This window comes from Streptomyces sp. BK79, from assembly GCF_044142145.1.
Classification (GTDB): domain Bacteria; phylum Actinomycetota; class Actinomycetes; order Streptomycetales; family Streptomycetaceae; genus Streptomyces.
In genome coordinates this window covers 330,994-351,642 of the sequence record NZ_JBHVOC010000001.1, presented here as the reverse complement: position 1 = coordinate 351,642, position 20,649 = coordinate 330,994, and the positions used below count along the sequence as shown (strand labels likewise).

Here is a 20,649-nt window from a genome sequence, read left to right as displayed (position 1 = left end):
GCACGCTCCCCGGGCCCTGCGCTCAGCGCCGCGCCAGGTACAGGCCGAGCGCCTTGTGCAGCACCTTGTTGAGCGGGTACTCCCACTCGCCGAGGTACTCGACGGCCTCGCCGCCCGCCCCGACCTTGAACCGGAGCAGCCCCAGCAGGTGGTTGTCCTCCTCGAGGGTGTCGGTGATGCCGCGGAAGTCGTAGACCGCCGCGCCCCGTTCATGGGCGTCGCACATCATCCGCCACTGGAGGGCGTTGTTCGGCTGCACCTCCCGCCGGCGGGAGGTGGACGCGCCGTAGGAGTACCAGACGTGCTCGCCGACGGTCAGCATCGTGGCCGCGGCCAGCACCTCCCCGTCGTGGTGGGCGAGGTAGAGGCGCATGCGGTCCGAGTCCTCGGCCGTCAGCGCGGTCCACATGCGCCGGAAGTAGGACAGCGGCCGCGGGACGAACCGGTCGCGCCCGGCGGTCTCGACGTACAGCTCGTAGAAGGCCGGCAGGTCCTCCAGGTCGCCCCGGACCACCTTGACGCCGGCCTTCTCGGCCTTCTTGATGTTGCGCCGCCACTGCTGGTTGAACCCGTTCTGGATCTGCTCCAGCGACCGCCCCGCGAGCGGCACCTGGCACACGTACCGCGGCTGTCCCGCGGCGAAACCGTCCTGGCCGTCCGCCCCGGTCCGCCGCCAGCCCGACCGGCGCAGCCGGTCGGCCAGCTCGTCGGCGCCGGGCTCGCGCACGGTGGCCTCCACGTCCCCCAGCCGCCGGGCCCCCGGGTCGGCGATCGCGGCCTTGACCGCCTCGGCGCTCCAGCGCCGCGCCACCACCGGCGGCCCCATCCGCACCGAGAACGCGCCCCGGCCCTTGAGATACGCGAGCATGGGCTCCAGCCACCCCTCCACCTCCGCGGCGTCCCAGTCGACGACCGGGCCCTCGGGCAGATAGGCCAGATACCGTTTCAGCCTCGGCAGCGGCCGCAGCAGCACCAGTCCGGCGCCCACCAGGTCCCCGCCCCCGTCGAACCAGCCCAGGCTCTCCGCCCGCCAGTCCGGCTTCACGTCGCCCCAGGAGGGGACCTGGAGGTGACTGACCGAAGGCCGGGAGGCGACGAAACGCAGGTGCTCCTCGCGCGTGATGGGCTTCAGGTGACGGCTCATGGGCGGTGCCCTTTCGTTCGGCTTCGTTCGGCTGCGGCGGCCCGACCGGCCGGCTCGGCCGGCTCGGCTCGCTCGGTGGGGACGGACGGCCGGCGCGGGCGCGGCTGCCGTCCCCCACCTCACAGGGAATACCGACGGCGGCCGATCCGCGCGGGCTACCGGCTATTCGGGCAGCACCGGAGCCGGACGGGCGGGGCGGGCGACCGAGCAGGACGTCACCGCACGGCCGGAGGTGAGCCGCGAGGAACTGGTCGACGAAGGCCCTCACACGCCGAAGCGCCGGCCGGGACGCCCTGGGGCGTCCCGGCCGGCGCGAGGCGGGCCGATGGTGGCGGGCTCACTGGGTGGTGAGCATGCCCTCCCGCAGACGCGCCAGCAGACGCGAGATCAGGCGGGACACGTGCATCTGGGAGACGCCGAGGCGCTCTCCGATGTCCTTCTGGGTGAGCTCCTCGACGAACCGCCAGTGGATGATCTGACGGTCGCGCTCGTCGAGCTCGGCGATCATCGGGGCGAGCGCGTGGAAGTCGTCCACGAGCGCGAGGGCGGCGTCGTCGGTGCCGATGAAGTCGGCGAGGGCCGACTCGCCGTCCTCACTGCCGTTGATGGCCGCGTCCAGCGAGGCGGAGTTGTAGCCGTTGGCCGCCAGACGGGCCTCGACGACCTCGTCCTCCGGGAGGCTCATCAGCTCGGACAGTTCCTTGGTGGTGGGGTTGCGGCCCAGTCGGCTGCGCAGCTCCTCGGTGGCGCGCGCCAGCTGGACGCGGGCCTCCTGGAGGCGCCGGGGCACGTGCACGGCCCAGGAGGTGTCACGGAAGAAGCGCTTGATCTCACCCACGATGTACGGCACGGCGAAGGAGGTGAACTCGACCTCACGGGTCAGCTCGAACCGGTCGATGGCCTTGATCAGACCGATCATGCCGACCTGGACGATGTCCTCCATCTCCTCCGGCCCGCGGCTGCGGAACCGGCCGGCCGCGAAGCGGACCAGGGACATGTTCATCTCGATCAGCGTGTTGCGCGCGTACTGGTACTCGTGCGTGCCCTCTTCGAGCACCGACAGCTGCTGGAAGAAGAGCTTCGACAACTCCCGCGCGTCCTTCGGCGCCACCTTGGACGGGTCCGCCACCTCCGGCAGACCCGTGGTGATGGTGTGCTCGGCGGTCTGTGCGGTCGTCGTCGCCATGATGTTCCCTCCCGGTCGATCGGCCCCCGTCGCTGTCGTCCTGTAGGCCGACGAGAGTCCGCTTACCCCGGCTCACGCCCCGCATGCCTGTTGATTTCGACGAGTGTGCCGGGCGGCGTCCGCGACGCCGTCTCAGGTGCCGAGGTAGAAGCGGACGGTGGTGCCCTCGTCGGTCGTGTGCACCCGCACCAGGTCCGAGACGTAGTGGACGAGCAGCAGGCCGCGCCCGCCGATCTGCCCCCGCTCGGGGGGCCGGCGGCCGGCGAGCGGATCCGCGATCCGCCCCGCGTCCCGCACCTCGAAGACCACCTGTCCCGCCTCCGCCCAGACCGCCAGCGTCCCGTGCCCGCCGCCGTGCACCACGCTGTTGGTGGTCAGCTCGGCCACCGCGAGTTCCACGTCCGTCAGCCGCCGCTCGGCCAGCCCCAGCGACGCGGCCCGCTCCACGGCGAACCGGCGCGCCAGGGGCAGGTCCCCTGCGCCGAAGGCCAGGACACCGGCGTCCGGCGCCGTCTCCAGCGGTTCGTTGTAGCGGGCGACGACCGCCTGCCAGTCGTAGGCGTCGCTGGCCCGCTCGCCGTCCCGGCTGATCACGGTCGGGTGGGTGACCAGGGCGTCGGCCAGGACGTCCGCGTCCAGCCGCTCCTCGTCGTACGGGCACAGGATGGTCGCGGGCCGGCCGGCGAAGGCCGCGTTGATCAGTGCCTCGTGCTGGGCGCAGGCCGGGTACTCCGACGTGCTGCGCCCGGCCCAGATCGGCTCGCCGATGATGCGCACCCGCTCCCCGGCGTGGGTGTCGGCGAACGACCGGAGCACGCCCGGGATGATCCGTCCCGGGTTGCGTCCGGCCTCGGTCATGTCCAGGAAGGTGACGCCGTCCGCGTCCGTTCCCAGCCCGGACCGGATCAGCTCCAGGTTGGGGGCGGGTACGGCCACCGCCACCGGCTCGCCCGCGGCCAGCCCCTCCCGTACGAACGTCACCGTCCGGTCCGTGTACTCCCGCTCCGAGCGGTAGAAGAGGGCCGGGTGGGAGAAGGTCTCCTCGGTGGTCACCGTGCTCATCGCGGCGCCACCTCGATCCGCTGCAGGGTCGGCCAGAACAGTTCGAGCACCCGGGGCAGTTGCGGTGGCGGTTGCTCCACGACGACCCGCCCGCCGGGCAGGTTCATGGCCGTGACGGCGAGTGCCGCCACCCCGGCCACGTCGACGAACCGCACGCCGGACAGCTCCACGTACGACACGTCCGCGTGCTGCCGGGACAGCTCGGTGAGGGCCTGTTCCCAGGACGGACGGGTGGTCACGCTGATCTCTCCGCTGGCACGGATACCGGGACGGCCGGACAACGGGCACACCTCCAGTGCGGCTCCGCTTCGCAGCCCGGGCGAGTCGCCCGTGGGGCCTGTGGCATCCACACTCGGTCTCCTTCGGATTTCCGCCGGGTGTCCGTCCGCGTCCGCGGGTTTCCTTCCGGCCAGGCAGCCTACCCCGACCGGACTCCGTACACGGGACCGGGGACAAAGCATGCGACAGGGGTGCGAAGTGGGGAACAAGACAGTGAGCGCGTCCTCGGGAAGGGAAGACTGGGCATGTTTGAAGCCGACAACATTCGTGACTGGCGTGGCCATGACGTCGTCGACAGCGGCGGCCGCAAGATCGGGACCCTGGAGTCCATCTATGTGGACACCGCGACCGACCGGCCCGCCTTCGCCGCGGTCACCATCGGGCTGCCGACCCGCCGCCGTCTGGTCTTCGTGCCGGTGGACAAGGCCACCGTCGGACCGGGCTACGTGAAGGTGACCTACGACAAGAGCCTGGTCAAGGACGCCCCCGGGATCGATCCGGACGGCGAGCTGGCGGCCGAGGACGAGGGCGCGGTCTTCGCCCACTACGACCTGCCCTACGAGCAGGGCAGCCGCGGCGAGCGCCGGCTCGGCCGGCGCTGAACGGTGCGAGGCATCGTCGAGGGGAGACGACCGTGAGCCTGTTCCTGCTGCTGTTGCTGGTGGCGCTGGTCCTGGGCGTGATCGGGCTGGCCGCCGAAGGGCTGTTCTACCTGTTCGTCATCGGCGCGGTGGTCCTGGTCGCCGACCTGGTCCTCGTCGGGGTGCTCATAGGGCGCCGCGGGCGACCGGCACGCTGAACAGTGCCAGGGGGCGCGGGGCGGGCCGCGAAACGGCGGGCCGCCACCGCCCCGCCCGGCGCGGGGCGCGGGGCGGCCCGCCGACCGGGTCCTAGGAGATCTCCGCCCCGCGTTCCGCGCCCTCCGTCTCGGACGTCGCGCTGCCCGTCGCCAGGGTGCCCCCGGAGCTCTCCAGGTGGGCGCGCACGAACCACTGGAACTGCTCCAGGTCCCTGAGCTGACCGATCAGGAGGTCCTCCGTCGCGGGGTCGATCTTGCCGGCCTCCTCGACGGCCTCGCGCATGCCCTCGACGACGCCGGTGTAGACGACGTCCAGCGCGCCGAGATGGGCGATGGCGTCGGCCCGGCCGATGGAGTAGTCGTCCCACTTCCGCTCGGAGACCAGGGCCCCCGGCGTGCCCTGCGCGACACCGCCGAGGGCGGCGATGCGTTCCGCGACGTCGTCGGCCATCTCGCGCACCTGGTCGACCTGGGGGTCGATCATCTCGTGCACGGCGATGAAGTGCGGTCCCACGACGTTCCAGTGCACGTGCTTGAGGGTCAGGTGCAGGTCGTTGAGCGCGTGCAGACGCAGCCGCAGCACGCCGATCAGCCGTCCCGCGGCCTCGCGCTCGATGCCGGGGACCGTGTACTTCGGGGTCAGGTCGTGCGTCATGGCGGACTCAGCTCCTCGTGCGTGTCGTACGTCCTTGCCGGTGCACGAATGCCCCGTATCGGCGACGGCAGACATGCGCGTGGCACCGCGCCTCAGGAGGACGGGTCCGCGCCGGATCCCGAACCGGGTCAGGACGGCGGGGCCGGCAGGGGCATCGCGCCGAGGGCACGTGCCGCGTGGACGAGGTTGGACGCCATGGCCCGGCCGGTGGAGGTCGACCAGTCGTGGCCGCGGTCGTCGTCGAGGAAGTCGGGGCCGGGCCCGGGGCCGAGGTGCCAGTACGTCCAGGCCTGGCCGGGGATGGTGTAGCCGATGTCCGCGAGTCCGCCGCTGATCTCGCTGATGACGTGGTGGGCGCCGTCCTCGTTGCCGGTGACCAGCACCCCGGCGACGCGGTTGTAGGCGACGGGGCGTTCCTCGTCGTCGGTCTCGGAGAGCATGGCGTCCATGCGTTCGAGGACCCGCTGGGCGACGGAGGACGGGCGGCCGAGCCAGGTCGGCGACGCGATGACCAGGATCTGGGAGGCGAGCAGCTTCTCGTGCACGTCCGGCCAGTCGTCGCCCTCGCCCATGTCGGTCTCGACCCCCGGTTTCAGGTTCAGGTCGACGGCCCGTACGACGTCCACGTCCACGCCGTGGCCTTTGAGGGACGCGATGACCGTGGCGGCGAGGGCCTCGGTGTTCGACGGTTGCGGGGAGGGCTTGAGGGTGCAGTTGATCACGAGTGCGCGCATGCCTACCCCTCTTCCCCGCACCGCGGTTCGTGACCGTCCGGCCGTGGAACCGTTCACCCGCCCGGCCGTGCGGCGGCTCGGGGCGGGTGGGCGGCGGCCGGCGGACCGCCTGCTCAGGGCAGGGCGATCCCGTCCAGTCTGCCCTGCTTGGCTTCGTCGACCAGCGAGGAGAACTGGTCGGCGCTCATCTGCACGCGCTGTCCGAAGTCGTCGGTCAGGACGATCCGCCGGTCCGCCGGGGCGTGCGGATCGACGAACAGCTGGGGGCAGCCGCAGTCGCAGTTTCCGCAGAACGTCGCGACGGGCTCCAGGCCATGCGGGTCGGTCATACCGGTGTGCCTTCCGTGGGTGAGAGTGACCGTACCGGTGTCCGCCGGCGGTCGTGGGGGACTGCCCGTGGGATACCCGCCGCGGCCGGCGCGGACGCCTGCCCGCGCCGGCCGCCGAGGCACGGCGGACCCGCCTCGTGCGCCGGTGCCCCCCGCTCCCGCCCCCGCCGCCTCGGTTCGACGGGGGCGGCCGGGAACCGGACGGGTCCCCCGTCCGACGGTATGGGGGGCGAAGCCACGCGCCGCACGAAGGCGAAGCCGCGCGCCGTGGGCTCGGCTACCGTTCGGCCGTATGGCTGACGAGTGCTTCCGGCATCCCCGGCTCGCCGCGGTGTACGACGCCCTCGACCCGGACCGGGGCGACCTGGACGCCTATGTGCGCATGGCGGAGGAGTTCGGGGCCCGGCGGGTCCTGGACATCGGCTGCGGCACCGGTGTGTTCGCCCTGCTGCTGGCCGGTCGCGGCATCGAGGTCGTCGGCGTCGACCCCGCCCGGGCGTCCGTCGAGGTGGCGCGGCACAAGCCGGGCGCCGACCGGGTGCGCTGGATCGAGGGGGACGCGGCCTCGCTGCCCGCGTTGCGCGTCGACCTGGCGACGATGACGGCGAACGCCGCCCAGGAGATCACCGGTACCCGGGCCTGGCACCGGACGCTGCGGGGCGCGTACGAGGCGCTGCGGCCCGGCGGACGCCTGGTGTTCGAGACCCGGGTCCCGGCCCGGCGGGCCTGGGAGCGGTGGGACCGCGACCGGACGTACGGGGTCACGGAGATCCCCGGCGTGGGCGCCGTCGAGAGCTGGTGCCGGCTGACGCAGGTGCGGCTGCCGCTGGTGAGCTTCCGCTGGACCTACGTCTTCGCCGCGGACGGCGAAGTCCTCACCTCCGACTCGACGTTGCGCTTCCGCGAACGGCGGGAGGTCGAGGCGGACCTGGCCGCGCACGGGTACGTGGTGGAGGAGGTGCGCGACGCCCCCGACCGCACGGGTCTGGAGTACGTCTTCGTCGCGCGCCGCCCGGACGACGCCCTGTCCGGCGCGCCGGCCCCGGGTCCCCGCTAGGGTGCGCGGAATGAACTCCACCACCGTGCGCGGCGCCAGGATCGAGTACGACGACGCCGGACCCGCGACCGCGCTTCCCGTTCTCCTGATCCACGGGCATCCCTTCGACCGCACCCTGTGGGCGCCCCAGACCGCGGCGCTGACGGCGGCCGGTCACCGCGTCGTCACGCCCGACCTGCGCGGCTACGGCCGCAGCGACGTGACCCCCGGCAAGGTCCTGCTCGCCGACTTCGCCGACGACCTCGCCGCGCTCCTGGACCACCTGGACATCGAGCGCGCGGTGGTGGGCGGCGTCTCCATGGGCGGCCAGATCACCATGGAGTTCCAGCTCCGCCACCCCCACCGGGTGCGGGCGCTCGTCCTGTCCGACACCTCGGCACCCGCCGAGACGGCCGAGGGCAGGGAGTTCCGCAACAGGCTGGCCGACCGGCTCCTCGCCGAGGGCATGGACGGGTACGCCCACGAGGTCATCGACAAGATGCTCGCCGCCTACAACGTCACCGGGATGCCGGACGTGGCGGCCCGCGTGCTGGAGATGATGTGCGCCACCGACCCGCGCGGCGCCGCGGCGGCACTGCGCGGACGTGCCGAACGCCCCGACTACCGGGAGGTCCTGGCCGCCGTCGAGGCGCCGGTGCTGGTCGTCGTCGGCGCGGACGACGTCTACACCCCCGTCGCCGAGGCGGAGGCCATCCAGCGCCTCGTCCCGCACTCCACCCTGGCCGTCGTGGAGAAGGCCGGCCACCTTCCCGGCGTGGAGCGACCCGAGCGGTTCAACGCCGCGCTGCTGGACTTCCTCGCCGCGCTGTGAGGGCCTGTGGGGACCCGGCGTTCCAGTAGTGCTCCAGCGCGCGGAGGGCGCACACAGTGAATGAGTGAGCCCTGGACGCGCCCCTGCGCGCGTACGGACAATGCGCAGTGGCCGTGATCACGCGGCGGGAGGCGCGGCGTCGTCCGACCGCCGCCCGCCGGGGAAAGCAGGTCGATCGCCATGCTGTTGCGTCTGCCCACGTCCGTGTCCGAAGCGCGGGAGTGCATGGCCGAGGGAGCGGTGCCCATCGGCGGGGCCACCCTCGTGTGGGCCGCCTGGCAGCGGGACGGCTTCCCGGATCTGGCCATGTCCCTGCGCGATCTGCCGGAGGCGACCGTGGTGGAGCCCGAGGCACTGGGGGCCGCTGTGGTGCTGCACGGCATCGACGACCGGGTGCCGGAGGTGCTGCGCGCCGCCGCCGGCTCGGTGGGCACCGGCGCCGTACGCCGGACGGCCACGGTCGGCGGCAACCTCGTCGGCAGCAGCCTGCGCTGCCTGCTGCCCGCGGCGCTCGTCCTGGACGCCCGCGCCACCGTGCTGGGGCCGGACCGGGCCTACGAGACCGACCTGGCCGAGGTCGTGGCGAAGCGTCACCTGCTGCTGGGGCTGCACTGGCGCACGCCGATAGCCAGCGGCTACCGCAAGCAGCCCGCCGCGGCCGGCGGACCGCCGCCCCTGGTCGTCGCCACGGCCGTGCACGCCGATGCCGAGGGCCGGCGCCATCTGCGGGTCGCGGTACGCGACGGCTACGAGGTGCTGAGCGGCACCACGCCCTGCGACGAGGGCGCCGACGCGGTGGTCGACGCCCTCGGGGGCACGGAGGTCGGCGCGCTGCCTCCCGGGGCCCAGGACGTGGTGCGCGAGCAGGTCACCGACATCCTCGGGCGCCTCACCGCGCGCTGAGGCGCCCGCCGGCCGCCCGCGCGTCAGCCGTTGGCCAGCTCCCTGACCCGGTCCAGCGCCCCGTTGAACTTGTCGTGGTCGCCGACGGTCGGACCGGTCGAGGTGTACTGCCACATCGTGTGGAAGTCCCAGCCGGCCGGCAGCTCGCCCACCGCCGAGGCGTACCGGGCCACCCACAGCGGGTTGGTGGAACCGAAGCCGCTGTAGTTCCCGGTGCACTGCTTCCACCAGTTGGTGGACGTGTAGATGACGGCGGCGCGGCCGGTGCGCGCCTCGTAGCGGTTCACGAAGTCGCGGATCCACGCGACCATCTGACTGGCCGACTTGCCGTAGCAGGTCTCCCCGTACGGGTTGTACTCGATGTCGAGCACACCGGGCAGTGTCCTGCCGTCCTTCGACCAGGCCCCGCCGTGGTCGACGAAGTAGTCCGCCTGGGCCGCGCCGCCGGAGCTGTCCGGCACCGCGAAGTGGTACGCGCCACGGATCATGCCGACGTCGTACGCGCCGCCGTACTGCTGCGGGTGGTACGGATTGCGGTACGACGTCCCCTCGGTGGCCTTCACATAGGCCCACTTGACCCCGCTGTTCCACAGGGTGGACCACGCGACGTTGCCCTGGTGACTGGAGACGTCCACGCCCTCGGTCTGGGTGACGCGGGTGCCGGTGGGCAGCCCCTGCACCCCTTCGTGGGCGAGGACGCCGATGCCCATGTGGGCGGAACCGCGGACGGGTGTCACGCCGGCCCCGTCGGCCGACGCGGGAGCCGCGGACAGGGCGAGGAGGAGTGACTGGGAGGCGAGGAGCACACCTGAGACGAGCAGGCGGCGTGAGTGGCTTGGCGCCACGGCTATGGGTCTGCGCATGGCACCCATCCGATCCGCTGTCGCGCCGCACCGCATCCCACGGGCGCCCAGACGGTGTTGGGCGGCCCGCTCACCGTGCCTGCGACCGCTCGGGAGCGAGCCCCGGGTCAGCGGCGGGGGACGGGCACCGCCTGTCCGGTGACCCGCGTGCGCGGATCCCGGGGGTCCACCGCGATCAGCAGGTCGCTGGGGCGGCCCATGTCCTCACCCTGGCGGATCGCGACCGTGCCGGGACGAGTGACCAGGCCCAGTTCGCGGAGGTACCCGCCGAACGCCGCCGCGGCCGCTCCCGTCGCCGGGTCCTCCACCACCCCGCCGACGGGGAACGGGTTGCGGGCGTGGAAGCGCGCCGCGGACTCGCGCCACACCAGGTCCACGGTCGTCCAGCCGTGCCGCCGCATGACCTCGGCGAGGGTGTCGAAGTCATAGTCGAGGTCGGCCAGCCGGGCCCGGGACGCCGCGGCGAGCACCAGGTGGTCGTTGCCGCCGAACGCCACGTGGGGAGGCAGGGCGGGGTCCAGGTCGGCCGGGGACCAGCCGAGCGCGCCGAGCGTGGCGTCGACCTCGGCGGCGAGCGCCGGGCGTGAGCGCGTCGGCACGCTGGTGAGGGTGGCCCGCACCGCTCCGTCCTCGTCGGCGGCGGTGGACACGGGGATCTCTCCGGCGGGCGTGTCGAGGACGATCTCGCCGGGCCCCAGCCGCTCGGCGAGGGCCACGGCCAGCGCGACCGTCGCGTGACCGCAGAAGGCGACCTCGGCGAGCGGACTGAAGTAGCGCACCCGGAACCGCCGCGTCCGTTCGTCGCCGGCGGTGACGAAAGCGGTCTCGGAGTAGCCCACCTCGGCGGCGACCGCCCGCATCGCCGCCGCGTCGAGCCCGGAGGCGTCGAGCACCACGCCGGCGGGGTTCCCGCCGGACGGATCGGCCGTGAAGGCGGAGTAGCGCAGGACTTCGGCCCCGAAGGCCGGCTCGGACCGGTGTTCCACGTCGTTCGTTCCCGTCACGTCGGTGGTCATGGCGTCACGCTCCCATCCGGCGGCGATCGTGTCCAACGATGGATTGCGATGACATCCATCGACTACGCGCATAGCCTGGCCGGGTGGACACCCGACTGCTGCGAACCTTCACCGTGCTCGCCCGTACCGGCGGCTTCACCGCCGCAGCCGCCGAACTGCACCTGGCCCAGTCCACGGTCACCGTGCACATCCGCACGCTGGAACGGGACCTCGGTGTCCGGCTCTTCGACCGCCTGCCCGGAGGTGCGCTGCTCACCGACAGCGGCCGTCGGCTCCTGGAGCGGGCCGAGGAGGTGCTCGACGCCGTGGAGCGGCTGCGAGCCGGGAGCGAGGAGAGGGGCGCGGTCCGCGGGCGGGTGGTGGTCGGCAGCCCGGAGTCCCTGTGCGCGAGCCGGCTGCCCGGTGTCGTCGCGGCCCTGCGCGCGAGCCACCCCGAGGTGGACGTCCACCTGTACGCGGCGGGGACCGAGGAGTGCGTCGCGGGACTGCGGTCGGGACGCCTCGACCTGGCGCTGCTGCTGGAGGAGGAGACGGACTTCCCCGACGTGACGGCCGAACCGGTCGGCCGTGAGCCGCTCGCCCTCGTCTGCGCCCCCGGGCACCACCTGGCCGCGCGCGAGCGGGCGGCCGACTGGCCCGAACTCGCGGCGGAGAGCTTCTTCCTGCTGGAGGAGGGCTGCTCCTACAGCGACGCGCTGGCCCGCCGGTTGCTGGACGTGCCGGACGGGCGGCCGCGGCTCACCCGGTTCGGCAGCGTGGACGCGGCACGCAACTGCGTGGCGGCCGGACTGGGGCTGACCCTGCTGCCGCTGACCACCGTGGCGGAGCACCTGCGGCAGGGGCGGCTGGTGGAGGTCGACGGTCCGGCCTTCCCGGACGCGCCGGTACGGCTGGCCCGCCACCGCCGCCGGTGGACGGCACCCGCCGCGCGCGAGGTCGCGCGGGCCCTCGCCCGGGCCCTGGACGGCTGACCGCCCGCCCCCTTCGGTGACATCACGGGGGAGACCACCACCGACGGCCCCCTCGCCGACGCCCTGTGCGCCGCCCTGCCGGACATGCGACGCCGTGTGCGCCGCCCTGCCATGGTGCCGAGCGCCGACCGGCACGGCCTCCTGGCACACTGCGGGCGTGTCGATCACCGCACCCCAGGAGGACCCCGTCATGACCGAGCAGCCGCCGGACCGCGTCGCCCGGTACGAGAGCCGCTTCAACCGGCTCTTCGCGGAGTACTTCGACACGCTGCGCACGACCGTCGACGCCCCGTCGTTCAGCCGCTTCACGCCCGACTGCCTGGAACTGCTGCGCGACCTGTCCCTGCGCGGCGGCAAGCGGATGCGGGTCGTCCTGCTGCACGAGGCCGCGCGCCTGGTCCGTGACGACGCGCCCGCCGAGGCGCTGGACGCGGCCGCGCTGAGCATCGAACTCCTCCAGACCCACGGCCTCGTGCACGACGACCTCATCGACGACAGCGCCACCCGCCGGGGCGGCCCCAGCACCCACCAGGCCTACCGCGAGAGATTCCCGGGCCGCCCCCGGGCCGCGCTCGGCCTCACCGTCCTCGCCGGCGACCTCGCGCTCGCCCTCTGCCTGCGGGTGCTCCAGGACGCCCCGCTCCCGGTCGCACTGCGGCAGGCCATGGTCGAGGTCCAGACCCGGGCCGCGGCCGACACCTTCGTCGGCCAGATCGCCGACCTGGAGCGGGACTTCGCTCCCGCCGTCCCCGACGACGACGTCCTGCACGACGTCGCCGACTACAAGTCGGCCCGCTACTCGGTCCTCGCCCCCCTGTACCTCGGCCTCCTCGCCGCGGGTGGCCGACCGGCCGACCACGAGGCGGAGCTGCGCCGCTACGCGCGTCTGGTGGGCGTCTGCGGTCAGATGCGCGACGACTACCTCGACTTGTTCGGTGACGCCGCCGCGATGGGCAAGCCGACGGGCACCGACATCCGGGAGGGCCGGCGCAGTTACACCGTCGCCCGCCTGCTCGCGGCGGTGAGCGGCGCCGAGCGCGTACTCGTGGAGCAGGCCCTCGGGGACCCCGCCTGCACACCGGAGACCGTCGCCGCGATCCGTGAGATCGGCGAGCGCCGGGGCGTGGACGCCCTCATGCGGGCCGACATGCGACGCCACGCCGAACAGGCCGGGCGGGTGGCGGCGGGCTGGCGTCCGCGGTGGCGCGAGGACGCGGTCGCCTTCTTCGAGCGGCTCCCCCGGTGGAGCGTCGAGCGGGCCGGGTGAGCGTCCCGGCCCGGCGTAGGGGAGAGTGGGCGCGGATCAACAGGAAGACAGGGGGGAACGAACGTGGCCACGGTGATTCTCGTCGGCGTCCTCGCACTCGTCGTCGGCGGGTGCGTCTGCGTCGTGTGGGCGGCACGGGGCGGCCCGCGCTGGGTGCGGGCGGTGTCCGCCGTGACGCTGGCGGCGGGCGGGATGGTGCGCGCTTCCAAGGGCTCCGGCCGCGGCGGCGGCCAGCGCGGCGACTCGGACGACTGAGACGGTCCGTCTGACACCTGTTCCCCCTGTCCCCCATAGGGGAATTCGCGATCTTCCGCCCCGTCCGCCCGGTCATGCTCGGATGCGGACGCGCCGCTGACCAGGCGCGTGGCCGACGACGCGACCTCGGGGGAGAAGCATGACCCACTCGACGCAACGGGACCCGGACCCGGACGGCCAGGCGGTGCTGCTCGTCGCGGGCCTGGCCGACCTGGCGGTGAGCACGCTCGGCTCGGCGGTGGGCGCGGTGCGCGGACTCCTGCGCCGCTCGGACACCGCCGACCTGGTCCGGGAGGCCGAACAGGACCTCCAGGCCCGGGGCAGGCTGGCCCTGGACCGGTACACGCACGTGCCCCCCGCCCACCTGGAGGTGCTCGCGCGGCACGTGAAGGCGCGCCGGGCCGCCGACGCCGGCGATGACTGACCCCTGGGACCCGGCCGCGTTCAGGGCGCGCGTCGACGGCGTCCTGCACGGCTTCCTGGACGAGGAGGCCGGCCGGCTCACCGCCGTCGACGACACCCTCGCGCCCGTGGCCGAGCAACTGCGGAACGCGGCCGGGCACGGCAAGCGGCTGCGCGCGGCCTTCTGCTACTGGGGCTGGCGGGCGGCCGGACAGCCCGACAGCGACGCCCTGCTGCGGGCGGCGGCGTCGATGGAGCTGGTGCACGCCGCGGCGGTCGTCCACGACGACCTCATCGACGACAGCGCCCTGCGCCACGGCCTGCCCACCACCCACGTCGCCCTGGAGGCCGTACTGGCGCGGGGCGGCCACCGGCAGGTCCGCTCGGCGGCCCGGTCCCTGGCCATGCTGGTGGGCGACCACCTGATGGCCCTCGCGGGGCACCTGTTCACCACCAGCGGCCTCCCCGCCGCGTACCTCTCCCGCGCCCGGGACCTGTGGGCCGCGCTCGCCCGCGAACTCGTCGCCGGCGAGTGCCTGGAGATCCTGTACACCGGCGGACGACCCGACACCGGGACCTCGCTGAAGGTGGTCCGGTACAAGACGGCCAAGTACACCGTCGAGCACCCCCTGCTCATCGGCGGCCTGCTGGCCGGCGCCGGCCCCGCCCTGCGGGACGCCTACTCCGCCTACGGGCTGCCGCTCGGCGAGGCGTTCCAGCTGCGCGACGACCTGCTCGGCCTGTTCGGCGACCCGGCGCGCACCGGAAAAGCGAGCCTGGACGACGTACGCGCCCACCGGCCCACCGCGCTGCTGGCCGAGACCTGGCGGGCCGCCGACCCGGCCCAGCGGGAGCGGCTGCGCCGGGTGCTGGGCCGGGACGACCTGGACGAGACCGACCTGCGCGAGGTGCGCGACCTCATGGCCGAACTGAAGGCACCGCAACGCGTCGAGCGGATGATCGCGACCCGGGTGGAGCGCGCCACCCGCGTCCTCGACACGGCCGACACCTCACCGCACGCGCGCCACGCCCTGCGCGCGCTCGCCCGGCAGGCCACCGACCGCATCCACTGACGAGGAGACCGCGATGACCTACACCGAGACGTCCATGGACGCCCTGCGCCGCAGCGGCGACGAACTGGCCGACGCCGTCGTCGCCACCCTCTTCGAGCGTGGCGAGGTCGGCAAGTTCAACTCCCTGATGCGCTACGTCTCCACCGCCGGCCAGGAACTGCCGGACGGCCTTCCCGGGGTGGCCCGCGAGTACCTGCGGACGACCGGGACCCCGCCGGACTGGGTGGACTGGGCCGAGATGGAGAAGGCGCGGCTGTTCTTCATCGACAACAACGTGCACATCTCCACCGCGCTGTCGTTCGCGTCCATGCCCGCCTGCTACGTCGTCCCGCACGTGGCCCGGCTGCTGTCGGCCACCCACGGACTGAGCTACCCCTCCAAACGGATGGCGGAGACCGGCCAGTTCACCGTCTACCTCATGCAGCCGGACGCCTTCGAGGCCGGCGGCCGCTTCCTCCCCGCCGCCCAGAAGGTACGCCTGCTGCACGCCGCCATCCGCCACCACCTGAAGCGGGAGGACCGCTGGGACACCGAGACGCTCGGCGTGCCGATCTGCCAGGAGGACATGATCGGCGGGCAGATGTTCTTCTCGCTGCTCGTCCTGGACAGCCTGCACCGGCTCGGCGTCCACATGTCCGCCGAGGGGGCGGACGCCTACTACTACGCCTGGCGGGTCGTCGGCGCCATCCTCGGGGTCGACCAGGCGGCCGTCCCCGCCACCCTCGACGAGGCGCGGCGGTTCCTCGACCTGTACATGCTGCGCCACATGGGCCCCTCCGAGGAGGGCGCGCACCTCACCCGCCAGCTGATCGACCTCTACGAGGAGGTCGTCCCCGGCACCCTCTTCGACCCGGTGGTCTCCGCGCTCATCCGCTACCTCGTCGGCGACACGTGCGCCGACTGGCTGGAGGTCCCCCGCACCACCTGGGACACCGTCGTCAGGACCGCTCCCCGTCTCCTCGGCGTCCTGGAGACGATCGAGGACCGCTCACCCCTCGGAGCGTGGGCGCTGGACCGCCTCGGTCACCTCACCACAGCCCTCGAACTGTCCTCCCTCACCCGCGGACGCGTCATGCACTACGCGATCCCCGAACAGCTGAAGAAGGACTACCACGTCGCGGGTACGGCCTCCCGCACCCGCCGCTGGACCCCGCCGCCCGCGACCGTCCGCTGAGCGACCCGCGACGGACGCGGGGCGGGGCGGGCGCGGCGTCAGGCGATGGACGCCGATATGACCGCGGAGACGGCCACATTGCAGGACGCGGTCACCCACACCGCCGGGTGGGGCTCCGGCTCGACCAGCGTCGCGCCCAGCCGCCCCGGCGTGATCAGGTCCACCACCAGGAACGCCAGGGCCATCATCACGAGCCCCAGCAGCCCGAACGCCGCGGTGGACACCAGACCCTTGCCGAAGTCCTCGTACGTCGTCCAGATGGAGGTGAAGACGATCCCGCCGATGCCGAGCAGCGCGGAGCTGAGCACCAGGGCCGCGTTGCGGTTGCGCTGCTCCCAGATCTGCCGGCCGAGCTTTCCGGGCGTCAGCACGTCGACCAGGACGATGCCGAGGACCAGAAGGACCAGACCGAGGCCGCCGTAGGCGGAGGCACGGCCGAGTCCGTTGACGATGTCGCTCATGGGGTTGCCGGCTCCGTAGGGTGAGGGATCGTGAATGATCGCGGTCAAGGCGATGCAAAATGTAGCGCACCCCTTCGGTCCTCCGGCCCCTGCGGCCGGGCGATCCGGGGGCCCGGCCGGACACGGTGTCAGCCGGCCGCCGCCAGCCGCTTGTTGCGGCGCACCGAGGACCAGAAGGATGCGCCGATGAGGACGACGCCGATCAGGCCGGTGACGATCTCGTTGATCTCGTACCGGATGGTCACCAGGAGGATGACGGCGAGGGCGCCGATGGCGTAGTGGGCGCCGTGCTCCAGGTAGACGTATTCGTCGAGGGTGCCCTGGCGGACCAGGTAGACGGTCAGGGACCGCACGTACATGGCGCCGATGCCGAGGCCGAGGGCCATCAGGACGATGTCGTTGGTGATGGCGAAGGCGCCGATGACGCCGTCGAAGGAGAACGACGCGTCCAGGACCTCCAGGTACAGGAACATGAAGAACGCGGCCTTGCCGGTGAGGGTGACGGCGGACCGGGGACCGCCGGAGCGCTCGGCCGCCGCCTCGGCGTCGCGCTCGCGCTCCTCCTCCCGTTCGAGCCTGCCCTCGAAGAAGCCGGAGAGACCGCCGACGACCATGTACGTGATCAGGCCCCCGACACCGGCGAGGAGCACCGTCTGCGCCTTGTCGACATGCTCACCGCCGTGCTGGTGGGCGTGGGCGCCGACGGTCGTCGCGGCGACGAGCAGCACGATCAGGGCGACGCAGACCGACAGCATGTCGACCCTGCCGAGCTTGGCCAGCGGGCGCTCCAGCGGGCCCAGCCACTTGATCTCCCGGTCAGTGAGGACGAAGTCGAGGAAGATCATCAGCAGGAACATGCCGCCGAAGGCGGCGATCGACGGATGGGCGTCCGTCACCAGCTCCTGGTAGCGCTCCTTGTCCGTGAGCGCCAGATGCACCGCCGACCACGGACTCAGCCGGGCACTGACCGCCACGATGACGACCGGGAAGACCAGACGCATGCCGAAGACGGCGATCACGATGCCGACGGTGAGGAAGATCTTCTGCCAGAAGGCACTCATCTTCTTCAGGATCCCGGCGTTGATCACCGCGTTGTCGAAGGACAGCGAGATCTCCAGCACGGCGAGGATGGCCACGATCCCGAAAGCGGTCCACCCCTCGTACAGCACCCCCGCGGCCAGGCCCAGGGCGGTGACGGCGAAGGCCCACCGGAATGTCCTCAGTAGCACGGGCTGCTCACTCACTCCTCTGTCGCGCTGCGCCCGGAGGGCGTTCCTTGCCAGTGCCCAGTACCCCCGTTGTCTACCACGATCGTCAGCCTCCGCCGGGGCAGGTCCGGCACGGCGCCGTCGGCGACACCCGACGGTCACCGAAATGGATCGCTTCGTTTCCTTGAGTCGTTCGTGTTTACGGCTGTAGGTTCCCGCCATGACCGCATCCCGGGACCCGGCCGTCGCCTCGGAACTGCGCGGCGCCGGCCTGCGCGTGACCGCGGCCCGCGTCGCGTTGCTCGAGACCGTCCGGCAGGGGGACCACCTCGACGTCGACGCGATCGCCTCCGGGGTGCGCGGACGCGTGGGCCACGTCTCCCTCCAGGCGGTGTACGAGGCGCTGCACGCGCTCACCGCGGCGGGGCTCGTGCGCCGCATCCAGCCGCCCGGCGGCCGGGCGCGGTTCGAGGGACGGGTGGGGGACAACCACCACCACGTCCTGTGCCGGTCCTGCGGCGCCCTCGCCGACGTCGACTGCGCCGTCGGCGAGGCACCCTGCCTGACCGCGTCCGACGACCACGGTTTCTCCATAGACGAGGCCGAGGTCATCTACCGGGGCCTGTGTCCCGACTGCTCCACCACCGGCAGTTCCCCAGCACTTTGATCCGCCCCGTTCGGAAGGATTCCCATGTCCGAGAACCACGACGCCATCGTGACCGACGCGAAAACCGAGGAGACGGGTGGCTGCCCGGTCGCCCACGGACGCGCCCCGCACCCCACCCAGGGTGGCGGAAACCGTCAGTGGTGGCCGGAGCGGCTCAATCTGAAGATCCTCGCCAAGAACCCCGCCGTGGCCAACCCGCTGGGTGAGGAGTTCGACTACGCCGCGGCGTTCGCCTCGCTCGACCTGCCGGCCGTGAAGCGGGACATCGCCGAGGTCCTGACCACCTCGCAGGACTGGTGGCCCGCCGACTTCGGTCACTACGGCCCCCTGATGATCCGCATGGCCTGGCACAGCGCCGGCACCTACCGCATCAGCGACGGCCGCGGCGGCGCCGGTGCCGGCCAGCAGCGCTTCGCCCCGCTCAACAGCTGGCCGGACAACGGCAACCTGGACAAGGCCCGCCGCCTGCTGTGGCCGGTGAAGAAGAAGTACGGCCAGAGCATCTCCTGGGCCGACCTGCTGGTCCTCACCGGCAACGTCGCCCTGGAGCAGATGGGCTTCGAGACCTTCGGCTTCGCCGGTGGCCGCGCCGACGTCTGGGAGGCCGAGGAGGACGTCTACTGGGGTCCCGAGACCACCTGGCTCGACGACCAGCGCTACACCGGAGACCGCGAGCTGGAGAACCCGCTCGGCGCGGTCCAGATGGGCCTGATCTACGTCAACCCGGAGGGCCCCAACGGCAACCCGGACCCGCTCGCCGCCGCCCGCGACATCCGTGAGACGTTCCGCCGGATGGCCATGAACGACGAGGAGACCGTCGCGCTGATCGCCGGCGGCCACACCTTCGGCAAGACCCACGGCGCCGGACCGGCCGACGCCGTCGGCGCCGACCCCGAGGCCGCCTCCATGGAGGAGATGGGCCTCGGCTGGAGGAGCACCCACGGCACGGGCAAGGGCGGGGACGCCATCACCTCCGGCCTGGAGGTCACCTGGACCAGCACCCCGACCCGCTGGAGCAACGGGTTCTTCAAGAACCTCTTCGAGTTCGAGTACGAGCTGGAGCAGAGCCCGGCCGGCGCCCACCAGTGGGTGGCGAAGGACGCCCCGGAGATCGTCCCGGACGCGCACGACCCGTCGAAGAAGCACCGCCCCAAGATGCTCACCACCGACCTGTCGCTGCGGTTCGACCCCATCTACGAGCCGATCTCCCGCCGGTTCTACGAGAACCCGGAGGAGTTCGCGGACGCCTTCGCGCGCGCCTGGTACAAGCTGACCCACCGTGACATGGGACCGAAGTCCCTGTACCTCGGCCCGGAGGTCCCCGAGGAGACCCTGCTCTGGCAGGACCCGCTGCCCGAGGCCGAGGGCGAGACCATCGACGACGGGGACGTCGCGGTCCTCAAGACCAAGCTCCTCGAGTCGGGTCTGTCCGTGGCGCAGCTCGTGTCCACCGCATGGGCCTCGGCGTCCACGTACCGAGGCAGCGACAAGCGCGGCGGCGCCAACGGCGCCCGCATCCGCCTCGAGCCGCAGCGCGGCTGGGAGGTCAACGAGCCCGACGAGCTGGCACAGGTGCTGCGCGTCCTCGAAGGCGTCCAGCAGGAGTTCAACGACGGCGCCGGCGCGAAGAAGGTCTCCCTGGCCGACCTGATCGTCCTCGGTGGCTCCGCCGCCGTCGAGAAGGCCGCCAAGGAAGCGGGCTACCAGGTGGAGGTCCCCTTCGCCGCGGGCCGCGTGGACGCCACGGAGGAGCACACCGACGCCGAGTCCTTCGAGGCGCTGGAGCCGACCGCCGACGGGTTCCGCAACTACCACGGCAAGGGCAACCGGCTGCCGGCCGAGTACCTGCTGCTCGACCGGGCGAACCTGCTCACCCTGAGCGCCCCCGAGATGACCGTCCTGGTCGGTGGCCTGCGGGTGCTGGGCGCCAACTACCAGCAGTCCCAGCTCGGTGCCCTCACCAGGACGCCCGGCTCCCTGACCAACGACTTCTTCGTCAACCTGCTCGACCTGGGCATCACGTGGAAGGCGACGACCGAGGACCAGACCACGTTCGAGGGCCGCGACGCCGCCACGGGCGAGGTCAAGTGGGCCGGCAGCCGCGCCGACCTGGTCTTCGGATCGAACTCCGAGCTGCGTGCGCTCGCCGAGGTCTACGCGAGCGACGACGCGAAGGAGAAGTTCGTGCACGACTTCGTCGCCGCCTGGGTGAAGGTGATGAACCTCGACCGGTTCGACCTGGCCTGATCCACCGGCGTCCGGGCCGGCCCGCACCGGCCGGCCCGGACGCCCGCGGCACCGTCCGTGCCGCAGGGCGGAAAAGAGGTCGCCGC

The 20,649-nt window shown here is 72.7% G+C and carries 24 protein-coding genes; 13 read left to right on the top strand and 11 right to left on the bottom strand.

What is annotated here, in order from left to right; translation table 11 throughout:
• Positions 1-22: 22 nt before the first annotated feature.
• The 4 genes from ACFIF2_RS01610 to ACFIF2_RS01595 all read right to left on the bottom strand — a co-directional run bounded on the left by ACFIF2_RS01610 (position 23) and on the right by ACFIF2_RS01595 (position 3,742).
• Positions 23-1,144, bottom strand: a complete 1,122-nt coding sequence (locus tag ACFIF2_RS01610; protein ID WP_395570605.1) for a lipid II:glycine glycyltransferase FemX — start codon at positions 1,142-1,144, stop codon at positions 23-25.
• A gap of 337 nt (positions 1,145-1,481) precedes the next feature.
• Positions 1,482-2,330: an RNA polymerase sigma factor SigF gene (locus tag ACFIF2_RS01605; RefSeq protein WP_395570604.1), complete on the bottom strand. Its 849-nt coding sequence runs from the start codon at positions 2,328-2,330 to the stop codon at positions 1,482-1,484.
• 132 nt (positions 2,331-2,462) lie between these two features.
• Positions 2,463-3,392: an anti-sigma factor RsbA family regulatory protein gene (locus tag ACFIF2_RS01600; RefSeq protein WP_395570603.1), complete on the bottom strand. Its 930-nt coding sequence runs from the start codon at positions 3,390-3,392 to the stop codon at positions 2,463-2,465.
• Positions 3,389-3,742, bottom strand: a complete 354-nt coding sequence (locus ACFIF2_RS01595) for an STAS domain-containing protein (RefSeq protein ID WP_395570602.1) — start codon at positions 3,740-3,742, stop codon at positions 3,389-3,391. Before ACFIF2_RS01595 ends, ACFIF2_RS01600 begins: the two co-directional genes overlap by 4 nt.
• A 174-nt stretch (positions 3,743-3,916) precedes the next feature.
• On the opposite strand from ACFIF2_RS01595, the gene ACFIF2_RS01590 reads away from it, so the two are divergent.
• A complete protein-coding gene (locus tag ACFIF2_RS01590; RefSeq protein ID WP_395570601.1) occupies positions 3,917-4,273 on the top strand; it encodes a PRC-barrel domain-containing protein in 357 nt (118 codons plus the stop codon).
• A gap of 32 nt (positions 4,274-4,305) precedes the next feature.
• Entirely contained in the window at positions 4,306-4,470 is a 165-nt protein-coding gene (locus ACFIF2_RS01585) for a hypothetical protein (RefSeq protein ID WP_193776073.1), read from the top strand.
• A 91-nt stretch (positions 4,471-4,561) separates the two neighbouring features.
• Here ACFIF2_RS01585 and ACFIF2_RS01580 read toward each other — a convergent pair whose 3' ends face one another.
• The 3 genes from ACFIF2_RS01580 to ACFIF2_RS01570 all read right to left on the bottom strand — a co-directional run bounded on the left by ACFIF2_RS01580 (position 4,562) and on the right by ACFIF2_RS01570 (position 6,188).
• On the bottom strand, positions 4,562-5,125 hold the full coding sequence (locus ACFIF2_RS01580; RefSeq protein WP_395570600.1) for a Dps family protein: 564 nt from the start codon (positions 5,123-5,125) through the stop codon (positions 4,562-4,564).
• A 128-nt stretch (positions 5,126-5,253) separates the two neighbouring features.
• Positions 5,254-5,859 (bottom strand): flavodoxin family protein, encoded by a 606-nt coding sequence (locus ACFIF2_RS01575; RefSeq protein ID WP_395570599.1) that lies wholly within the window; start codon positions 5,857-5,859, stop codon positions 5,254-5,256.
• Between the two features lie 113 nt (positions 5,860-5,972).
• Entirely contained in the window at positions 5,973-6,188 is a 216-nt protein-coding gene (locus ACFIF2_RS01570; protein ID WP_395570598.1) for a hypothetical protein, read from the bottom strand.
• Between the two features lie 292 nt (positions 6,189-6,480).
• On the opposite strand from ACFIF2_RS01570, the gene ACFIF2_RS01565 reads away from it, so the two are divergent.
• The 3 genes from ACFIF2_RS01565 to ACFIF2_RS01555 all read left to right on the top strand — a co-directional run bounded on the left by ACFIF2_RS01565 (position 6,481) and on the right by ACFIF2_RS01555 (position 8,959).
• Positions 6,481-7,245, top strand: coding sequence for a class I SAM-dependent methyltransferase (locus ACFIF2_RS01565; RefSeq protein ID WP_395570597.1), 765 nt, complete (start codon positions 6,481-6,483; stop codon positions 7,243-7,245).
• 10 nt (positions 7,246-7,255) lie between these two features.
• Positions 7,256-8,056: an alpha/beta fold hydrolase gene (locus ACFIF2_RS01560; protein ID WP_395570596.1), complete on the top strand. Its 801-nt coding sequence runs from the start codon at positions 7,256-7,258 to the stop codon at positions 8,054-8,056.
• 180 nt (positions 8,057-8,236) lie between these two features.
• Positions 8,237-8,959 (top strand): FAD binding domain-containing protein, encoded by a 723-nt coding sequence (locus ACFIF2_RS01555; RefSeq protein ID WP_395570595.1) that lies wholly within the window; start codon positions 8,237-8,239, stop codon positions 8,957-8,959.
• Positions 8,960-8,982: 23 nt separating this feature from the next.
• Here the strand turns inward: ACFIF2_RS01555 and ACFIF2_RS01550 are convergent, their stop codons facing one another.
• Positions 8,983-9,822 carry a lysozyme gene (locus ACFIF2_RS01550; protein ID WP_395570594.1) on the bottom strand — a complete coding sequence of 280 codons (840 nt, stop codon included), beginning with the start codon at positions 9,820-9,822 and terminating at the stop codon, positions 8,983-8,985.
• A 107-nt stretch (positions 9,823-9,929) separates the two neighbouring features.
• Entirely contained in the window at positions 9,930-10,838 is a 909-nt protein-coding gene (locus tag ACFIF2_RS01545) for a PhzF family phenazine biosynthesis isomerase (RefSeq protein ID WP_395570593.1), read from the bottom strand.
• A gap of 83 nt (positions 10,839-10,921) precedes the next feature.
• On the opposite strand from ACFIF2_RS01545, the gene ACFIF2_RS01540 reads away from it, so the two are divergent.
• From ACFIF2_RS01540 to ACFIF2_RS01515, 6 genes are all read left to right on the top strand, one after another.
• Positions 10,922-11,809 carry a LysR family transcriptional regulator gene (locus ACFIF2_RS01540; RefSeq protein ID WP_395570592.1) on the top strand — a complete coding sequence of 296 codons (888 nt, stop codon included), beginning with the start codon at positions 10,922-10,924 and terminating at the stop codon, positions 11,807-11,809.
• Positions 11,810-11,999: 190 nt separating this feature from the next.
• Positions 12,000-13,076, top strand: a complete 1,077-nt coding sequence (locus tag ACFIF2_RS01535; protein ID WP_395570701.1) for a polyprenyl synthetase family protein — start codon at positions 12,000-12,002, stop codon at positions 13,074-13,076.
• A gap of 63 nt (positions 13,077-13,139) precedes the next feature.
• Positions 13,140-13,331, top strand: a complete 192-nt coding sequence (locus ACFIF2_RS01530) for a hypothetical protein (RefSeq protein ID WP_395570591.1) — start codon at positions 13,140-13,142, stop codon at positions 13,329-13,331.
• 139 nt (positions 13,332-13,470) lie between these two features.
• A complete protein-coding gene (locus ACFIF2_RS01525) occupies positions 13,471-13,755 on the top strand; it encodes a polyprenyl synthetase (protein ID WP_395570590.1) in 285 nt (94 codons plus the stop codon).
• A complete protein-coding gene (locus ACFIF2_RS01520; protein ID WP_395570589.1) occupies positions 13,748-14,806 on the top strand; it encodes a polyprenyl synthetase family protein in 1,059 nt (352 codons plus the stop codon). Before ACFIF2_RS01525 ends, ACFIF2_RS01520 begins: the two co-directional genes overlap by 8 nt.
• A gap of 13 nt (positions 14,807-14,819) precedes the next feature.
• Positions 14,820-15,980, top strand: coding sequence for an oxygenase MpaB family protein (locus ACFIF2_RS01515; protein WP_395570588.1), 1,161 nt, complete (start codon positions 14,820-14,822; stop codon positions 15,978-15,980).
• A 38-nt stretch (positions 15,981-16,018) separates the two neighbouring features.
• Here ACFIF2_RS01515 and ACFIF2_RS01510 read toward each other — a convergent pair whose 3' ends face one another.
• Together ACFIF2_RS01510 and ACFIF2_RS01505 are read right to left on the bottom strand one after the other, a co-directional pair.
• Positions 16,019-16,441, bottom strand: a complete 423-nt coding sequence (locus ACFIF2_RS01510; protein ID WP_395570587.1) for a DUF350 domain-containing protein — start codon at positions 16,439-16,441, stop codon at positions 16,019-16,021.
• A gap of 128 nt (positions 16,442-16,569) precedes the next feature.
• Positions 16,570-17,670: a DUF475 domain-containing protein gene (locus tag ACFIF2_RS01505; RefSeq protein WP_395570586.1), complete on the bottom strand. Its 1,101-nt coding sequence runs from the start codon at positions 17,668-17,670 to the stop codon at positions 16,570-16,572.
• Positions 17,671-17,869: 199 nt separating this feature from the next.
• Here ACFIF2_RS01505 and ACFIF2_RS01500 point away from each other — a divergent pair, with 199 nt between their 5' ends.
• Positions 17,870-18,316 (top strand): Fur family transcriptional regulator, encoded by a 447-nt coding sequence (locus ACFIF2_RS01500; protein WP_395570585.1) that lies wholly within the window; start codon positions 17,870-17,872, stop codon positions 18,314-18,316.
• 24 nt (positions 18,317-18,340) lie between these two features.
• Positions 18,341-20,563, top strand: a complete 2,223-nt coding sequence (gene katG / locus ACFIF2_RS01495; protein ID WP_395570584.1) for a catalase/peroxidase HPI — start codon at positions 18,341-18,343, stop codon at positions 20,561-20,563.
• Positions 20,564-20,649: the final 86 nt, after the last annotated feature.

What these genes read in the sequence shown, in the direction of transcription:
- ACFIF2_RS01560 (WP_395570596.1), top strand. Translation starts at nt 7,256, where the DNA reads ATGAACTCCACCACCGTGCGCGGCGCCAGGATCGAGTACGACGACGCC.
- ACFIF2_RS01600 (WP_395570603.1), bottom strand. Translation starts at nt 3,392, where the DNA reads ATGAGCACGGTGACCACCGAGGAGACCTTCTCCCACCCGGCCCTCTTC.
- ACFIF2_RS01545 (WP_395570593.1), bottom strand. Translation starts at nt 10,838, where the DNA reads ATGACCACCGACGTGACGGGAACGAACGACGTGGAACACCGGTCCGAG.
- ACFIF2_RS01500 (WP_395570585.1), top strand. Translation starts at nt 17,870, where the DNA reads ATGACCGCATCCCGGGACCCGGCCGTCGCCTCGGAACTGCGCGGCGCC.
- ACFIF2_RS01610 (WP_395570605.1), bottom strand. Translation starts at nt 1,144, where the DNA reads ATGAGCCGTCACCTGAAGCCCATCACGCGCGAGGAGCACCTGCGTTTC.
- ACFIF2_RS01525 (WP_395570590.1), top strand. Translation starts at nt 13,471, where the DNA reads ATGACCCACTCGACGCAACGGGACCCGGACCCGGACGGCCAGGCGGTG.
- ACFIF2_RS01510 (WP_395570587.1), bottom strand. Translation starts at nt 16,441, where the DNA reads ATGAGCGACATCGTCAACGGACTCGGCCGTGCCTCCGCCTACGGCGGC.
- katG (WP_395570584.1), top strand. Translation starts at nt 18,341, where the DNA reads ATGTCCGAGAACCACGACGCCATCGTGACCGACGCGAAAACCGAGGAG.
- ACFIF2_RS01605 (WP_395570604.1), bottom strand. Translation starts at nt 2,330, where the DNA reads ATGGCGACGACGACCGCACAGACCGCCGAGCACACCATCACCACGGGT.
- ACFIF2_RS01520 (WP_395570589.1), top strand. Translation starts at nt 13,748, where the DNA reads ATGACTGACCCCTGGGACCCGGCCGCGTTCAGGGCGCGCGTCGACGGC.
- ACFIF2_RS01550 (WP_395570594.1), bottom strand. Translation starts at nt 9,822, where the DNA reads ATGCGCAGACCCATAGCCGTGGCGCCAAGCCACTCACGCCGCCTGCTC.
- ACFIF2_RS01580 (WP_395570600.1), bottom strand. Translation starts at nt 5,125, where the DNA reads ATGACGCACGACCTGACCCCGAAGTACACGGTCCCCGGCATCGAGCGC.
- ACFIF2_RS01590 (WP_395570601.1), top strand. Translation starts at nt 3,917, where the DNA reads ATGTTTGAAGCCGACAACATTCGTGACTGGCGTGGCCATGACGTCGTC.
- ACFIF2_RS01565 (WP_395570597.1), top strand. Translation starts at nt 6,481, where the DNA reads ATGGCTGACGAGTGCTTCCGGCATCCCCGGCTCGCCGCGGTGTACGAC.
- ACFIF2_RS01555 (WP_395570595.1), top strand. Translation starts at nt 8,237, where the DNA reads ATGCTGTTGCGTCTGCCCACGTCCGTGTCCGAAGCGCGGGAGTGCATG.
- ACFIF2_RS01570 (WP_395570598.1), bottom strand. Translation starts at nt 6,188, where the DNA reads ATGACCGACCCGCATGGCCTGGAGCCCGTCGCGACGTTCTGCGGAAAC.
- ACFIF2_RS01535 (WP_395570701.1), top strand. Translation starts at nt 12,000, where the DNA reads ATGACCGAGCAGCCGCCGGACCGCGTCGCCCGGTACGAGAGCCGCTTC.
- ACFIF2_RS01515 (WP_395570588.1), top strand. Translation starts at nt 14,820, where the DNA reads ATGACCTACACCGAGACGTCCATGGACGCCCTGCGCCGCAGCGGCGAC.
- ACFIF2_RS01575 (WP_395570599.1), bottom strand. Translation starts at nt 5,859, where the DNA reads ATGCGCGCACTCGTGATCAACTGCACCCTCAAGCCCTCCCCGCAACCG.